This window comes from Pseudonocardia cypriaca (assembly GCF_006717045.1).
GTDB lineage: Bacteria > Actinomycetota > Actinomycetes > Mycobacteriales > Pseudonocardiaceae > Pseudonocardia > Pseudonocardia cypriaca.
Genome location: NZ_VFPH01000002.1, coordinates 2,290,576 through 2,306,108 on the forward strand (window position 1 = coordinate 2,290,576; position 15,533 = coordinate 2,306,108).

Annotated in this window: 14 protein-coding genes and 1 other RNA gene; 4 read left to right on the forward strand and 11 right to left on the reverse strand. The window is 71.6% G+C overall.

Annotated elements, in window-relative coordinates; genetic code table 11:
• Window positions 1-20: 20 nt before the first annotated feature.
• The 8 genes from ssrA to FB388_RS28525 all read right to left on the reverse strand — a co-directional run bounded on the left by ssrA (window position 21) and on the right by FB388_RS28525 (window position 5,582).
• Window positions 21-406: a transfer-messenger RNA gene (ssrA, locus tag FB388_RS28490) on the reverse strand.
• A 54-nt stretch (window positions 407-460) separates the two neighbouring features.
• Window positions 461-799: a hypothetical protein gene (locus tag FB388_RS28495; RefSeq protein WP_142105199.1), complete on the reverse strand. Its 339-nt coding sequence runs from the start codon at window positions 797-799 to the stop codon at window positions 461-463.
• A gap of 47 nt (window positions 800-846) precedes the next feature.
• On the reverse strand, window positions 847-1,752 hold the full coding sequence (locus FB388_RS28500; RefSeq protein WP_142105200.1) for an amidohydrolase family protein: 906 nt from the start codon (window positions 1,750-1,752) through the stop codon (window positions 847-849).
• Entirely contained in the window at window positions 1,749-2,234 is a 486-nt protein-coding gene (gene smpB / locus FB388_RS28505; protein WP_142105201.1) for an SsrA-binding protein SmpB, read from the reverse strand. Before smpB ends, FB388_RS28500 begins: the two co-directional genes overlap by 4 nt.
• A gap of 40 nt (window positions 2,235-2,274) precedes the next feature.
• Window positions 2,275-3,177 carry a permease-like cell division protein FtsX gene (gene ftsX / locus FB388_RS28510; protein ID WP_142105202.1) on the reverse strand — a complete coding sequence of 301 codons (903 nt, stop codon included), beginning with the start codon at window positions 3,175-3,177 and terminating at the stop codon, window positions 2,275-2,277.
• Between the two features lie 3 nt (window positions 3,178-3,180).
• Entirely contained in the window at window positions 3,181-3,870 is a 690-nt protein-coding gene (gene ftsE, locus FB388_RS28515) for a cell division ATP-binding protein FtsE (RefSeq protein ID WP_142105203.1), read from the reverse strand.
• A gap of 58 nt (window positions 3,871-3,928) precedes the next feature.
• Entirely contained in the window at window positions 3,929-5,038 is a 1,110-nt protein-coding gene (prfB, locus tag FB388_RS28520) for a peptide chain release factor 2 (RefSeq protein ID WP_142105204.1), read from the reverse strand.
• Window positions 5,039-5,069: 31 nt separating this feature from the next.
• Window positions 5,070-5,582 (reverse strand): helix-turn-helix transcriptional regulator, encoded by a 513-nt coding sequence (locus tag FB388_RS28525; RefSeq protein ID WP_142105205.1) that lies wholly within the window; start codon window positions 5,580-5,582, stop codon window positions 5,070-5,072.
• A 200-nt stretch (window positions 5,583-5,782) separates the two neighbouring features.
• Here FB388_RS28525 and FB388_RS28530 point away from each other — a divergent pair, with 200 nt between their 5' ends.
• From FB388_RS28530 to FB388_RS28545, 4 genes are read left to right on the forward strand one after another with little or no spacing between them, the layout of a single operon-like run.
• The gene (locus tag FB388_RS28530) at window positions 5,783-6,772 is read left to right on the forward strand and encodes an ABC transporter permease (protein ID WP_142105206.1); all 990 of its coding nucleotides are present in this window, start codon (window positions 5,783-5,785) and stop codon (window positions 6,770-6,772) included.
• Entirely contained in the window at window positions 6,769-7,707 is a 939-nt protein-coding gene (locus tag FB388_RS28535; RefSeq protein WP_142105207.1) for an ABC transporter permease, read from the forward strand. Before FB388_RS28530 ends, FB388_RS28535 begins: the two co-directional genes overlap by 4 nt.
• Window positions 7,704-9,758, forward strand: a complete 2,055-nt coding sequence (locus FB388_RS28540; protein WP_170225866.1) for an ABC transporter ATP-binding protein — start codon at window positions 7,704-7,706, stop codon at window positions 9,756-9,758. The genes FB388_RS28535 and FB388_RS28540 overlap by 4 nt, the downstream gene beginning before the upstream one ends.
• A gap of 31 nt (window positions 9,759-9,789) precedes the next feature.
• Window positions 9,790-11,463 (forward strand): ABC transporter family substrate-binding protein, encoded by a 1,674-nt coding sequence (locus FB388_RS28545; RefSeq protein WP_142105208.1) that lies wholly within the window; start codon window positions 9,790-9,792, stop codon window positions 11,461-11,463.
• A gap of 66 nt (window positions 11,464-11,529) precedes the next feature.
• On the opposite strand, the gene FB388_RS28550 is transcribed toward FB388_RS28545, so the two are convergent.
• The 3 genes from FB388_RS28550 to FB388_RS28560 all read right to left on the reverse strand — a co-directional run bounded on the left by FB388_RS28550 (window position 11,530) and on the right by FB388_RS28560 (window position 15,254).
• Complete coding sequence (locus FB388_RS28550) at window positions 11,530-11,970, reverse strand: hypothetical protein (protein ID WP_142105209.1); 441 nt, start codon at window positions 11,968-11,970, stop codon at window positions 11,530-11,532.
• Between the two features lie 193 nt (window positions 11,971-12,163).
• Window positions 12,164-14,356: an FtsX-like permease family protein gene (locus tag FB388_RS28555; RefSeq protein ID WP_142105210.1), complete on the reverse strand. Its 2,193-nt coding sequence runs from the start codon at window positions 14,354-14,356 to the stop codon at window positions 12,164-12,166.
• A gap of 1 nt (window position 14,357) precedes the next feature.
• Entirely contained in the window at window positions 14,358-15,254 is an 897-nt protein-coding gene (locus tag FB388_RS28560) for an ABC transporter ATP-binding protein (RefSeq protein ID WP_142105211.1), read from the reverse strand.
• Window positions 15,255-15,533: the final 279 nt, after the last annotated feature.

Consider the following 15,533-nt stretch of genomic DNA (forward strand, 5'->3'; position numbering starts at 1 on the left):
GAGTCGGCGGGCACGCCTTCGGGTGGAGGTGCCGGGAATCGAACCCGGGTCCTCCGTTGCTTCGCGAGGGCTTCTCCGTGCGCAGTCCGCTGTGCCTCTACTCGGATCCACCGGTCACGCGGACGAGCCGGTGTGACGATCCCAGTCGCTGTTTGTTGTCCCCGTCCGCCCCGCGACCGGACGAACGGGTGAGTCCCCTAGCTGATGCCGGACCCCGGGTCGGGAACGCACCCGGACCGACAGTCCCTCACTGGATCAGGCGGCGAGTGCGAACTCGGCCTGAGCCGGGACAGTGCGCGTATTAGCGGCACTTATTTTTTTGCGACGGGTGGTTAACGAGATCATCGTCGCCTTCCTCGGCACGCTTCCCCTCGATCCGCATCCGGAGTCGAGACCGTTCACCCCCTTCTACGCCCGGCTGTCGGGCGTCGTTGGAGTGTAACGCCCGGAGGCCGGTACTTCATCCCGGTTCCGGCGAGCCGCGTCGCCGCAGGAGCCGGCCGGCGCGGCCACCGCCCGGCTCGTGCCGGTCGTGGTCGCCGGTGCGCTGCATCGGGACCACCGGGTCGGATGATGCCGGGGTGACCGCGGGGAACCCTCCGCTGCAACTCGGCCCGTGCCATCCGCCGCCGGGCTGATCCGTCGCCAACGGCTGGTCGTCAGTGTGGGCGGGCTGGTCGGAGATCGCGGCTTCGATGCGCTCCTGCTCGCGCCGGTACCGCCTGCCCTGGCCGGTGAGGATCGCGACCACCGCGATCACGACCAGCACCCCCAACACGACGACGATTGTCGCTGCCACGCCCATCTCGGGGTGTACCCGCTGTACGGGATCGACAACCGGGCTGGTCAGAGGCCCAGCAAGCGCGCAGGGGCCGTGTGGAGCACCGAGCGGAGGAACGGAGCGCCGAGGCGCGGCTCGGCTGCCGCCCAGTCCGCGACGGCCCGCACCTGCTCGGCGTACGGGTAGGGGATGTTGGGGAAGTCCGACCCGAAGACCACCCGATCGGCGACGTCGGCGAGCCGGGCGGGCCAGTCGGCGGGCAGCGGCGCGAACCGGCCGCTGAAGGCCGTGCCGACCATCGTGGTGTCGATGTGCACGCCCTCGTAGCGGTGCACGAGATCGAGCGCCGCGGCGAAGTCGGGCATCCCGGCGTGCGCGAGCACGGCGCGCAGCCGGGGGTGCTCGGCGAGGACCTCGCCGAAGACGTCGAGCCCGGTGTGGGTGCCCGGGATCGGCCCGTGCCCGCAGTGCACGACGACGGGCAGGCCGGCGTCGGCGAGGAGCCCCCATGCCGGGCGCAGCAACGGGTCGCGCGGGTCGAACGCACCGACCTGGACGTGCACCTTCACGACCCGGGCGCCCGCCTCGACGGCGGCGCCGAGGTAGTCGGCGACGTCCGGCTCGGGGTACAGGGTGGCGGTGGGAACGGCGTCCGGGTTCGCGGAGGCGAACTGCGTGACCCACTCGGTGAGCCAGCGCGCCATGCCCGGCTTGTGCGGGTACACGAGCGGCGCGTACGTCCGCACCCCGAGCTCGCGCAGCGTGGCGACGCGCTCCGGCTCGGAGGTGCGGTACTGGATCGGCCACGGGGTGCCGTAGTGGGTCGACGCGTTGTCGAAGTACGCCCAGACCTTGCTCAGCATGCGCTCCGGCAGGAAGTGCACGTGGACGTCGACGATGCCGGGCACGCCGAGGTCGGCGAGGAACCGCGGGACGTCGTCGTCCGACTCCGGTGCGACCGGAACCGTCACCGCAGCTCCCGGGCCCGCCCCTTGACCGCGCGCCCGTAGGCCCGTTGGATCTCCCGGTCGGCGTCGCGCTTCGCGAGGTCGGCGCGCTTGTCGTAGTCGCGCTTGCCCCGGGCGAGCGCCAGCTCGAGCTTGACCTTGCCGTCGTTGAAGTACAGCGACATCGGCACGAGCGTGAGCCCGCCCTCGCGGATCTTGCCGATCAGCCGCTCGATCTCCCCGCGGTGCAGCAGGAGCTTGCGGGTGCGCCGCGGCTCGTGGTTGGTCCAGCTGCCCTGGGTGTACTCGGGGATGTGCAGGCCGCGCAGCCACACCTCGCCGTCGTCGATCGTGGCGAAGGAGTCGACGAGGGAGGCGCGGCCCATCCGCAGGCTCTTCACCTCGGTGCCCATCAGCGCGACGCCGGCCTCGTAGGTGTCGAGGATGGTGTAGTCGTGACGCGCCCTGCGGTTCTGCGCGATCACCTTGCGCCCCGTCTCCTTCACCGGTCCAGCCTACGCGGATGGACGGATCAAGGCCTCGGGGTTACAGCCGCACGTACATCCGCAGCGTCACGTAGCCGGTGACCGCCGCGATCCCGCCGCCGATCATCACGAGGATCGGGGCGACCCAGATGATGTCGGCGAGCTCGACGGGCGGCACCACGCCGTTGGCGACGATGCCGGAGAGCAGCTCGTCGACGAACAGGAACTTCCCGGCCACCAGCCCGGCGACGGCGATCAGGGCGCCGACCACGCCCGTGACCACCGCCTCGATGAGGAACGGCAGCTGGGTGTACCAGCGGGTTGCGCCGACGAGGCGCATCACGCCGACCTCGGTGCGGCGGGTGAACGCCGAGACCTGCACCGTGTTGGAGATCAGCAGCAGCGCCGCGATCGCCTGCACGACCGCGAGCGCGAACGTCACGTCGCGGAAGCTGCCGATCATGTCGAACAGCTTGGCGACCACCTCGCGCTGGTCGATCACGTTGCGCACGCCGACCTGGCCCGTCATCGCCTGGCGGACGGCGTCGGCGCCGCCCGACTGGTCGGCCAGCCGCACCCGCAGCGTGGCGGGCAGGGACTGCGGGCGGGCGACCTCGGCGAGGGCCTGCCCGGCGAAGAGCTCCTGGAAGTGCTCGTAGGCCTCCTGCTGGCTCTGGAACCGCACCGACTCCACCTGCGGCGAGCGCTCGAGGGTGTCGCGCAGCTCGCTGCAGATCGACTGGCTGCAGTCGAGGTCGGAGGTCGAGACGTCCGCGGTGAGGGTGACCTGCACCTCGAAGCGGTCGCTGTAGAGCTGCTCGGTGCGGTCGATCGTGCGCACGGCGAGCAGCCCGGTACCGACGAGGCCGAGCGAGATCGCGGTGGTGAGCACCATCGCGATCGTCATCGTGACGTTGCGGCGCAGGCCGGTGAAGACCTCGCGGGCGACGAAATCGGCGCGCATCCGCTACCGCCCCACGCCGTAGACGCCGCGCGCGTCGTCGCGGACGACGGTGCCGAGGTCGAGCTCGACGACGCGGCGGCGCATCGAGTCGACGATCGAGTGGTCGTGGGTGGCCATGAGCACGGTGGTGCCCGTCCGGTTGATCCGTTCCAGCAGCAGCATGATGTCCTGGCTGGTGTCCGGGTCGAGGTTCCCCGTGGGCTCGTCGGCGAGCAGCACCTGCGGCCGGTTGACGAACGCACGCGCGATCGCGACGCGCTGCTGCTCACCGCCGGACAGCTCGTGCGGCATGCGGTCGGCCTTGCCGGTGAGCCCGACGAGGTCCAGCACCTCGGGCACGACCTTGCTCACGGTGTTGCGCGACTTGCCGATCACCTCGAGCGCGAAGGCGACGTTCTCGCCGACGGTCTTGTTCGGCAGCAGCCGGAAGTCCTGGAACACGCACCCGATGCGCTGGCGCAGCTTGGGTACGCGGCGCCGCGGGATCTTCGCGACGTTCATGTCGGACACGAAGATGTCGCCCTTCGTGGGCACGTCCTCGCGCAGCAACAGTCTCAGGAACGTCGACTTGCCCGAGCCGGACGGGCCGATGAGGAAGACGAACTCGCCCTTCTCCACCGACATCGACACCCGGTCGAGAGCCGGGCGCGTCGAGGTCTTGTACAGCTTGGTGACGCGTTCCAGGCGGATCACGACGCGGAAGGTTACTCGTGGGTCGGTCCCACCCCGGGAACCGACCCGCCCAGGCGGCCTAGGCGTCGGCGGTGGCCTGGCTGCGGCGCCAGCGGATGCCGGCCTCGATGAAGCCGTCGATGTCGCCGTCGAGCACGGCCGACGGGTTGCCGACCTCGTGCTCGGTGCGCAGGTCCTTGACCATCTGGTACGGGTGCAGCACGTAGGAGCGCATCTGGTTGCCCCAGGACGAGCCGGCGTCCTTGAGCTCGTTCATCGCCGCCTTCTCCTCCTTGCGGCGGCGCTCCAGCAGACGCGACTGCAGCACGCGCATGGCGGCGGCCCGGTTCTGGATCTGCGACTTCTCGTTCTGGCAGGACACCACGATGCCGGTGGGCAGGTGGGTGATCCGCACGGCGGAGTCGGTGGTGTTGACGCTCTGCCCGCCGGGGCCCGACGAGCGGAACACGTCGATCCGGATCTCGTTCTCCGGGATGTCGACGTGGTCGGTGGTCTCGGTGACCGGCAGGACCTCGACGCCCGCGAACGACGTCTGCCGCCGGCCCTGGTTGTCGAACGGCGAGATGCGCACGAGCCGGTGGGTGCCCTGCTCGACGGAGAGGGTGCCGTAGGCGAACGGCGCGTGCACCTGGAACGTGGCGGACCTGATCCCCGCCTCCTCTGCGTAGGAGGTGTCGAGGACGTCGACCGAGTAGTCGTGCCGCTCGGCCCAGCGCAGGTACATCCGCATGAGCATCTCGGCGAAGTCGGCGGCGTCCACCCCGCCCGCCTCGGAGCGGATCGTCACCAGCGCCTCGCGCGGGTCGTACTCGCCGGACAGCAGGGTGCGCACCTCGAGCGAGGCGATCTCCTCGCGCAGCTTGGCCCGCTCGGCGTCGGCGTCGGCGACGGCGGACTGGTCACCCTCGTCCTCGGCCAGCTCGTAGAGCACCGGCAGGTCCTCGAGGCGGCGCCGCAGGTCGTCGAGGCGGCGCAGCTCGCCCTGGGCGTGGGCGAGGCGGCTCGTGACGCGCTGGGCCTCCTCCGTGTTGTCCCAGAGGTCGGGCTGCCCGGCCTGGTCGGAGAGGTCGGCGATCTCGGCGCGCAGCGCGGGCAGGTCGGTGACCGCCTCGATGTTCTCCAGGGTGGCGGAGAGGTCCTTGAGGTCCGCAGCGACGTCGGGGTTCACAACGCTCCAGGTTACGCGCTACCCCGACCGACTATTCGGGTATGGCGTCGAGGAGCTTCAGCACGGCGCGGACGTGGGCAACCGCGAAGTCGGCCGCTGCCTTGCGGTACGGGTCGCGCTCACCGCGTGCCGCCGCACGGGCGACCGCGAGCCGCTCGGTGTAGGCCTCCCGGCTGGCGCGTACGAGCTCGGCCCGCTGCTTCTGGCCGAGCGTGCGGGCGTGCAGCAGGCGCAGCACCAGCGGGCTGCGCAGGCTGTCGGCGCCCCGGCCGGCGGCGAGCCACGCCCGGAACGCCCGCTTGCCCTGGGCCGTGAGCACGTACTTCTGCGACGCCCGCGGCCCCTGCTCGCCCCGCTCGAGCAGCCCGGCCGCGGCGAGCGCCGGCAGCTCGCGGTAGACCTGGCTGCGGGTGACGGAGAAGAAGGCGCCGAACCGCTCCCCGGCCGCCGCGACGAGCTGCCCTCCCGACATCGGGCCCTCGTGCAGAAGGCCGAGCAGCGCGGCGGCGGTGGCGTTCACGGCGGGTGCTCGCGGGGCCGGCATGCGGGCCACCGTGCCATCCGGGGCCGCGGATCGCCACGGCTGCGCCACCTCGCACGCAGACACCCGAGAGCCCTCCCGTGGTATCGCGCGATCGGCGGGATTACGCTCCCGCGAACATCCGGTACGGGCGACGACGTGCGGTGGGGCCACCGCGTCGTGCAGCCCGGTCTGCCGCACGGGAGAGAGCGAGCCCGGTCCACGTGTCGCGTTACCTGCTGAGGAAGACGATCGGCTGGCTGGCGATGATCGTCATCGCCACCAACCTGACGTACTTCCTCGCGAACGCGTTCCTGGACCCGCGCGCCAACTACCTGCAGCTGCGGCCGCCGCGGAGCCCGGAGCAGATCGATCGCTCGCTCGCGCAGTACAACCTGAGCCCCGAGACACCGCTGCTCGAGCGGTGGTGGCACTGGTTCACCGGCATCGTCCTGCACTGGGACTGGGGGTCCTCCCCCGTCGGCGAGAGCGTCAACGAGCAGATCGCGTTCCGCATCGGCGTCAGCGCGCAGCTCGTCCTCTGCTCGCTGATCCTGTCCACCGTGATCGGCATCTCGCTGGGCGTGTACACGGCCGCGCGCCAGTACCGGTCCGCCGACCGGTTCCTGCAGGCGCTGTCGGTGATCACGCTGAACATCCCGACCGTCGTGGCGGCGCTCGTCGTCGTGCTGCTCGCGATCTCGCTGAACCAGTCGCTCGGCACGACCCTGCTCTACGTCGCTGGCGCGCAGTCCCCGACCGTCACGGGGTTCTGGCCGCTCGTCGTGGACCGGATCCAGCACCTCGTGCTGCCGACGATCTCGCTGACCGTGATCAGCTACGCCGGCTACCACCTGCTGCAGCGCTCGCTGCTGCTCGACACCATCAACTCCGACTACGTGCGGATGGCGCGGGCGAAGGGGCTCACCCGCCGGGCGGCGATCCGCCGGCACGGGCTGCGGACCTCGTTGATCCCGGTCGCCACGTCGATCGCGTTCGCGGTGCCCGCGCTGTTCACCGGGGCCGTGATCACCGAGACGATCTTCGCCTGGCAGGGCATGGGCCAGTACTTCACCGCGACGATCAGCAAGAACGACATCCACGGCGCGGTCGCCGTCGCCGCGTTCGGCGCGCTGATGACGGCGATCGGCGCGATCCTGGCCGACATCACCGTGGTGGCGCTCGACCCGAGAGTGCGGGTGACCGGCTCATGACCGCGAACATCCCCGGGCTGGAACCGGTCGTCCAGGACGTGGTGCTGCCGGAGGAGGAGCCCGCCGCGCGCCGGGGCAGGCGCCTGAGCAGGCGCCGCCTCTACCTGCGCCGCTTCCTGCGCAACAAGGGCGCCGTGGCCGGGCTGGTGATCCTCGCCCTGCTGGCGCTGTTCGCGATGGTGGGCGGCCTGCTCACCAGCTACACCTACAGCGACGTCGACTTCACCAGCCTCGCGGAGGCCCCGTCGCCCGAGCACATCTTCGGGACGAACGCCGCAGGCAACGACACCTACGCGCAGGCGGTGCACGGCCTGCAACGATCGCTGGTCATCGCGCTCACGGTGTCGCTGCTGACCACGGTGATCTCGGCGGTCGTCGGCTGCACCGCGGCGTACTTCGGCGGGCGGGTCGAGCAGGTCGTGCTCGGGATCGTGCACTTCCTGCTGGTGGTGCCCTCGTTCCTGATCCTCGCGCTGGTCTCCCAGCGGGCGGGTGGCGACTGGCGCGCGCTGATCGTCGTGCTGACCGTCTTCGGCTGGATGTACAACGCCCGGGTCGTCTGGTCGCTCGCCACGTCGCTGCGGGAGCGCGAGTACGTGCTGGCGGCGCGGTTCATGGGCGTCGGCCCGTTCCGGATCGTGTTCCGCCACCTGATCCCGAACATCGGGTCGTTGCTGATCATCACGTTCACGATCGGCGTGGTCGCGACGGTGCAGGGCGAGACCGCCCTGTCGTTCATCGGGTTCGGGGTGCAGCTGCCCGACGTGTCGCTCGGGACCATGCTCAGCGACGGCGCCACCACCGTCACCAGCGCGCCGTGGCTGTTCTACGCGCCGGCGGCGCTCGTCACGCTCCTCACCGTCTCGATGGCGCTGATCGGGGACGGGCTGCGCGACGCGCTCGACCCGACCTCGCGGTCGGGGGGCCGGGCGTGACCGCGCCGGTCCTGTCGATCCGCGACCTGCGGGTGTCGTTCCCGTCGGAGGCGGGGCTGGTGGAGGCCGTCCGCGGCGTCGACGTCGACCTGCACCCCGGGCGGACGCTCGGCATCGTGGGCGAGTCGGGGTCCGGGAAGTCGGTCACGTCGCTGGCCGTCATGGGGCTGCTGCCGGAGTACGCCGCCGTGTCGGGCTCGGTGACGCTGGGCGGCCGTGAGCTGCTCGGCCTCGCCGACGACGAGATGTCGGCGATCCGCGGCCGCGACATCGGCATGGTCTTCCAGGACCCGATGTCCTCGCTGACGCCGATCTTCAGCGTGGGCAGCCAGATCGTCGAGGCACTGCAGATCCACCAGGACATCGGCCGCGACGCCGCCTGGAAGCGGGCCGTGGAGCTGCTCGACCTCGTCGGCATCCCCCGGGCCGCGGAGCGGGCGCGCTCGTTCCCGCACGAGTTCTCCGGCGGCATGCGCCAGCGGGTCGTGATCGCGATCGCCATCGCCAACGACCCCCGCCTGATCATCGCGGACGAGCCCACCACCGCCCTCGACGTCACCGTGCAGGCCCAGATCCTCGACGTCCTCGCGCTCGCGCAGGCCGAGACGGGCGCCGCGCTGATCCTCGTGACGCACGACCTGGGCGTGGTCGCGGGCACGGCCGACGACGTGGTGGTAATGTACGCGGGCCGGCCGGTGGAGACCGCGCCGGCGGTCGAGCTGTTCGCCGAGCCGCGCATGCCGTACACGATCGGCCTGCTCGGCGCCGTGCCCCGGGTCGACGTCGCGGGCGGCGGACCGCTGGTGCCGATCGCCGGGAGCCCACCGTCGATGATCGGCCTCCCGGCCGGTTGCCCGTTCCGGCCGCGCTGCCCGGTGGCGGTCCCCGCGTGCGCCGAGACCGAGCCGCTGCTCCTGGACGTGGGCGGCGACGGGCACGGCGCGGCGTGCATCCGCGCCGGCGAGATCGAGGACGGGCGGATCGACGGTGCCGCCGTCTACCCGGTCGGAGCTCCCGCGCCCGCCCCCTTGGCCGCCGTTCCGCGGGAGCAGCGGGCGAACGTGCTCGAGCTGTCCGGGGTCGGCAAGACCTTCCCGCTCCGCAAGGGCACCGTCCTGAAGCGCACGGTCGGCGCGGTGCGGGCGGTGGCCGAGGTGGACCTCGACATCCGCGAGGGCGAGACGCTCGGGCTCGTCGGGGAGTCGGGGTGCGGGAAGACCACCACCCTGCTCGAGATCATGAAGCTGCGGCGGCCGGAGAGCGGGAGCATCCGCGTCGCAGGGGTCGACGTGGCCGGGATCGGCGGCCGCGGCGAGGATCGCGAGCTGCGCCGCAAGCTGCAGATGGTGTTCCAGGACCCGATGGGCGCCCTCGACCCCCGCATGACCGTCGCCGACATCCTCGCCGAGCCGCTGACCGCGATCAACGGCTCGGACCGCGCGTCGATCGACGCGCGCATCGACGAGCTCATGACGCTCGTCGGGCTCGACCCGGACCACAGCGACCGCTTCCCGGCCGCGTTCTCCGGCGGCCAGCGCCAGCGCATCGGCATCGCTCGCGCGCTCGCCACCAACCCGGCGCTCGTCGTGCTCGACGAACCCGTCTCGGCCCTGGACGTCTCCATCCAGGCCGGTGTGATCAACCTCCTGAACGAGCTGAAGGCGCGGCTCGGGCTCGCCTACCTGTTCGTCGCGCACGACCTGGCCGTCGTGCGGCACATCTCGGACCGCGTCGCCGTGATGTACCTGGGCCGGATCGTCGAGATCGGGTCCGTCGACGACCTGTTCGAAGACCCCCGGCACCCGTACACCCAGGCACTCCTGTCAGCGGTTCCGGTGCCCGACCCCGAGGTCGAGCGCCGCCGCGAGCGGGTGGTCCTGCGCGGCGACCTGCCGAGCCCCACCGATCCCGTCCCCGGATGTGCTTTCGTGTCGCGGTGCCCGCTGCACGTGACGCTCGATCCCGACCGGCGCGCCCGCTGCCTCGGCGAGCGGCCCGCGCTCACCGGCCCAGACCGGTCGGACCACCGCAATGCCTGCCACTTCCGCTGATGCCACGCGAGGGAAGACCGTGATGATCTCGATGAAGAGGACGGCGGCGGCCGGGGTGGCCGTCGTGCTGTCGGTCGTGCTCGCCGCCTGTGGCGGCGCGCCTGCGAACACCGGTCCCGTCGACACGGCGGAGTCGCTGGCCGACAAGTCGTCGTTCAACCCGCAGCCCTACGAGAACCTCCGCGACGGTGGCACGCTCACCACCGCGCTCCCGGAGATCTCGCCCCAGATGAACGTCTGGCAGACCGACACCACCTTGTACTCGCGCAACGTCTGGAACTGGTACAACCCGCTGCTGACCACGTTCACCGCCGACGGCGACGCGGTGTACAACCCGGACTACCTGACCGACGTGAAGCAGGAGACCGTCGACGGGAACACCCGGGTCACCTACACGATCAACCCGAAGGCCACCTACAACGACGGCACGCCCATCGACTGGACCTCGTTCGAGGCAGCCTGGAAGTCGAGCAACGGCTCGGACCCCGCCTACCTCCCGGCCAGCACCGACGGGTACGACCGGATCACCTCCGTGACCCGTGGCGCGGACGACCGGCAGGCCGTCGTGACGTTCGCAGGCGTCAACCTGTGGTGGCAGGGCCTGTTCAACAACCTGATCCACCCCAAGGCGCTCGACCCCACCGTGTTCAACCAGGGCTACGTCAACACGCCGCACGCGGAGTGGGGGGCGGGGCCGTACACGCTCCAGAAGTTCGACCCGCAGAACGGCGCGGTCGTCTTCGAGCGCAACCCGAAGTGGTGGGGCAAGCCGGGCAAGCTCGACACCCGCACGTTCCTGCAGATGGACACGGTCGCCGCCGTGAACGCGTTCCGCAACGGCCAGCTGGACGCGGTCGCCGCCAACGGTAAGGACCAGCTCGCGCAAGTCACCGGCGTGCCGGGCACCGAGATCCGCAAGGGTCCCACGCTGCAGCTCAACTTCTTCACGCTGAACGGCCAGAGCCCGATCCTGTCCGACCCGCAGGTCCGCAAGGCGATCTTGGAGTCCATCGACCGCAGGCAGATCGCCGAGTTCCACTTCCAGGGCCTGAACTACTCGGCCGAGCCGGCCGGCTCGATGAACTTGCTGCCATTCCAGAAGGGCTACACCGACACCTTCAGCAAGGTGATCCGGTACGACCCCGAGCAGGCCAAGCGCGACCTCGACGCCGCCGGCTGGACCGTCGGCGCCGACGGCATCCGGGAGAAGAACGGGCAGCGGCTCCAGATCACCTACGTCAACACCGGAGACAACGCCGTCGGCAAGGCGGTGGCGGGCGGCACGGCGGCGATGCTCAAGAACGTCGGCGTCCAGATGGACATCCGCCAGGTCCCGACCTCGGACTTCTCGAAGATCGTCACGGGCCGGGAGTTCGACGTGTTCTACTCGGGCGTCTCGCAGGGCGACCCCTACGGCATCGCCTACATCTGCCAGCTCTACTGCTCCGACTCGCAGCTGATCCGGTCCGGGGTGCACGACCCGAAGAACGACGCGCTGATCCGCTCGGTGAACACCCTGCCCACACCGGAGGAGCAGTACGCGAAGGCCGCCGAGGCGGAGACCGCCGCCTTCGCGACGTACGGGTTCATGCCGACCGTGAACCTGGTGGGGATCTACGCGGTGAAGACCGGACTCGCGAACTCCGGCGCCGGGCGGTACTTCTCCACCTCCCCGGAGAACATCGGCTGGCAGAAGCAGGGCTGACAGGCCCCGCACAGCCACGGGTGGTCGAGCAGGGCAGCCCTGCTCGACCACCGGGAGGTCGAGGGCTCAGGCGCGGTCGAAGGTGAGGTCGAAGTCCTTGCGCCAGGTCTCGCCCTGGTCCTCGGACGCCTCCCAGCGACCGCTGATCCGGTTCTCCTCGACGTCGCCGGTGAACCGCTGGTGGAAGTCCGGGTCCTCGCGGGTCATGGTCCAGTGCCCGGCGTCGAAGGTCATGGCGAACTCGCGGCAGACGCCGCGGTCGTCGTGGTAGAGGGCGACGAACCGGTCGTTCGGGTCGCTGCGCCCAACCACCAGGCGCATCTCGGAATGCGCGTGGCCGCCCCCGCCGAACTCCGTCCGCACGACCAGGAACGACTCGCCGAGCCACTCGATGGTGGTCCTACCGGGCACCTCGGTGCCCGGCGGTTCGAGGAACCACGCGTCCGACAGCGTTGTCGTCCATTCGCCGACGAGACCGCCCAGCTTCTCGAGCTCGGTGTTCCGCATCGATCCTCCGATCGGTCCGCCCTCTGCCCCTAGGAGGGTCCTGAACAATTCAGGCCGTAGCGAGCGGCGTCCAGGTGGTGTCGTCGCAAGGCGGACGATCGGGCCGATACCGCTGTTGTATCGGTGCGATCGTCCGCCTTGCGAGGGCGCCGCCTGGGCGCCGCGCAGTAGGTCTGAGTTGTTCAGGGCGCTCCTAGGCCTCCTGCAGCGCCCGGATCGGCGACACCCGGCCCGCCCGGACGGCCGGCACGACGGCCGCCAGCATCGCGACCACCACGACCGCGACCACGAGCCCGACGAGCTGCAGCACCGGCACCGACGCCAACCCGTAGTCGAGCCCGAGCGCCTCGACGGCCAGCGCACCGTAGACCGCGCCGATCACGACGCCCAGCACGGCAGCACCGCTGCCGCTCAACCCCGCCTCGAGGGCGACCATCATCCGGACACCGGACCGGGACAGGCCGACCACCCGCAGCAGACCGGTCTCCCGGACGCGCTCGGTGACCGACAGCATCAGGGTCACGCCGACGCCGACGACGGCGACCAGCAGCGTCATCCCGACCAGGCCCAGCCCGATCATGCTGGCGATCGCCAGCTGGTTCTCCAGCTCGGAACGCGCGTCGCCCGCGACGGCGACCGTCATGCCGTCCTCGTTCGCCGCCTCCTCGACGGTCGCCTGGACCGCGGCGAGGTCGGCGCCGGTCGCCGGGTCCACGAGCACGACGTCGTCCTCGGAGCGCGCCACCAGCCGCGGGTCCCGCGAGAGCCGGGCGGCGAACGCCTCCGCACTGCTCGCGTCCACAGCGCTGACCGTGATCGCGCTGGGGAACAGCTCTGCGATCTTCTGCTCGGCTCCGGACTGGACGGCGGCCAGCGCCACGAGCAGTGCCGAGGTCAGGCCGACACCGAGCGACAGCACCGAGATCGTGGCCGCGGTCCGGCGCGGGACCTGCGCGGCGTTGGCCGTCGCCAGTCGGCCCGGGCCACGGCCGATCGCGGCGACCACCCGCCCTGCGGTGGCGCCGAGCGCCCGTACCAGCAGCGGGCCGGCGGCGATGACCGCCGCGAAGGCCGTCATCCCCGACGCCGCGACCGTGATCACGGCCTCGAACGGCGACCCGCTGAAGCCCACCCCGAGCGCGGCCAGCCCCGCTGCGGCGGCCGCCAGCAGCCCCGCGAGCACGAGCCTTCCCGCCGACCGCGGCGCGCCGACCTCGCCCGCGCCCGCGGCGCCGAGCGCGGCCACCGGGGGGATCCGGGCGGCGGCGACCGCCGGTCCGAGCGCCGCCACGACGGTGGCCAGCACCGCGACCAGCAGCACGCCGCCGAGCCTGGGCCAGGAGACCACCAGTTCCGGGACGTCGGTCACCCCGCTCCCCCGCATGGCCGCCAGCAGCCCGTAGCCCGCCAGCATCGCCACGGCGACCCCGGCCAGACCAGCGACCAGCCCGGTGACCACGGCCTCGGCGAGCACGGCGCGGATCAGCTGGCTCCTCCGTGCCCCGACACATCGCAGCAGCGCGAGCTGGGTGCGGCGCTGGGTGAGCACGATCCGGAACGTCGACCCCACCACCACGACGGCCGACACCACGGCAAGCCCGGCGAACACCCCGACACCCACCAGCACCGCGGTCACGGCGTCGGCGGCGCTCTCCCCTTCGACGGTGCGCTGCTCCTCCCCCGTCACGACCGCTTCCGGGTTGCCGACGAGGTTGCCGACGCGCCCGACCAACTCCGTCTCGGCGGTGCGGGACGCGGCGGCGACGTCGATCTGCTCGAGCCAGCCACCGAGCCGCCTCACCTCGGTGGGCAGAGCGATCATCACGTTGCCGTCCACCGAGGTGGGAACGTCCACGACCGCCGTGATCGTGAGGGTGCGCGCCGGCTCCTCGGAGTGCTCGGGGATCGTCACCGTCCCGCCCGGAGCGAGCCCGGTCTGCTCGGCGGTCTCCTCGCTGATCGCGAGCTCACCGGGCCCGTCCGGCAGGCTGCCCCGTACGGGTGTGTCCAGCCGGGAGAGCTGGCCGGTCATCGGGTCGGACGTGACGCGCCACTCGGTGCTCGTCCCGTTCACGGCGGCCGCGACGGACCCGTCCCACACGCCGACGGCCGTCGCGACGCCGTCGAGCGAGGCGACCTGCCCGACGAGGTCCGCGGCGGCCTCCGGCCCGTCCAGGGTGGGGAGCTCCTGTGGATGCACCACGACCGCGGCGCCGGTCGGCGTGACGACGTCACCGGCGGTGAGGTAGTCGCGGAGGGTCTCGCTGAACAGCATCGTCCCCGCGGCGAAGACGGTCGCGACGATGATCGCGAGCCCGGTGAGCAGGACCCGGCCCGGCTTGCGGCGCGTCTCGGCCAGCAGGACGGCTGATGCGGACGCGGTCACCTCAGGCCCCCGCCGGCCGCATCGGCGGTCCCGCGAACCGGCCGGGGGGCGGACCGTCCCAGGGCTGCTCGGGCATCGGGCCCGTGTCCGGCGGCCGAGGCGGCCCGCCATGCGGCCCGCCGGGGCGGCCGCCGAGTCCGCCGGCTCGCGACAGCGACGACAGCGCGGCGAGCACCGTGTCCGGCCGCGGGTTCGGCAGCACGCCGGCGAGATGCCCGTCGCGGAGCAGGACGACCTCGTCGGCGTACGAGGCGGCGATCGGGTCGTGGGTGACCATGACCACCGTCTGGCCGGTGTTGCGCACCGAACCCCGCAGGAGGTCCAGCAGCTCGTGCCCACTCGCGGTGTCGAGGTTGCCGGTCGGCTCGTCGGCGAACACCACCTCGGGCCGCCCCAGCAGCGCGCGAGCGACGGCGACGCGCTGCTGCTGACCACCCGAGAGCTCGGTCGGGCGGTGTCTCATTCGATTCCCGAGGCCCAGCATGCCGATCAACATCGAGCGCCAGCCGGGATCGATGGCCCGCCCCGCCAGCCGCGCGGGCAGCTCGATGTTCTGCTCGGCGGTCAGTTGGGGCAGCAGGTTGAAGCTCTGGAACACGTACCCGATGCGGTCGCGCCGCAGGGCGGTGAGATGGGCGTCGGAGCATCGGGTGAGGTCGGTCTCGCCGAGCCGGACCTGGCCCGACGTGGCTGTGTCGAGGCCTGCGAGCAGGTGCATCAGCGTGGACTTGCCGGAACCGGACGGCCCCATGATGGCCGTGAAGCGGGCGGCGGGGATCTGCAGGCTGACGCCGTTGAGCGCCTGCACGGCTGCGGCGCCGCGGCCGTAGATCTTGACGAGGTTCCACGTCGAGGCGGCGACCGGGCGCGCAGGCCGGGGAGCGGCGGGTGCGGTCACGTCCCTCCTTCGGGGATTCGGGCAGTGCTGACGCCGGTGAAATGACGCTGGGGAGCGCGATCGCGGACCGTAGCAACCCCACAGCCGGTGCGGCCCCTGCTGGCGGCGTGAGACCGACCACCGGCACGTATGAGGTCGCCGAGCGTCACCACCCGGGGATGTTCCCCCAATGCGAGCCGCCGGTCACCCGACAGGCTGAGCCCGGCTCGTGGCCTGCTGAGCACCGCGCGGATACGGTTCAAAAACGCTCGCCAGCACCGGTTCCCACAGGTGAGCTGC

Excerpts from the sequence above, each read along its gene's own strand:
- FB388_RS28545 (WP_142105208.1), top strand. The coding sequence starts at position 9,790 with ATGAAGAGGACGGCGGCGGCCGGGGTGGCCGTCGTGCTGTCGGTCGTG.
- ftsX (WP_142105202.1), bottom strand. The coding sequence starts at position 3,177 with ATGCGCGCCGATTTCGTCGCCCGCGAGGTCTTCACCGGCCTGCGCCGC.
- FB388_RS28550 (WP_142105209.1), bottom strand. The coding sequence starts at position 11,970 with ATGCGGAACACCGAGCTCGAGAAGCTGGGCGGTCTCGTCGGCGAATGG.
- FB388_RS28535 (WP_142105207.1), top strand. The coding sequence starts at position 6,769 with ATGACCGCGAACATCCCCGGGCTGGAACCGGTCGTCCAGGACGTGGTG.
- FB388_RS28525 (WP_142105205.1), bottom strand. The coding sequence starts at position 5,582 with ATGCCGGCCCCGCGAGCACCCGCCGTGAACGCCACCGCCGCCGCGCTG.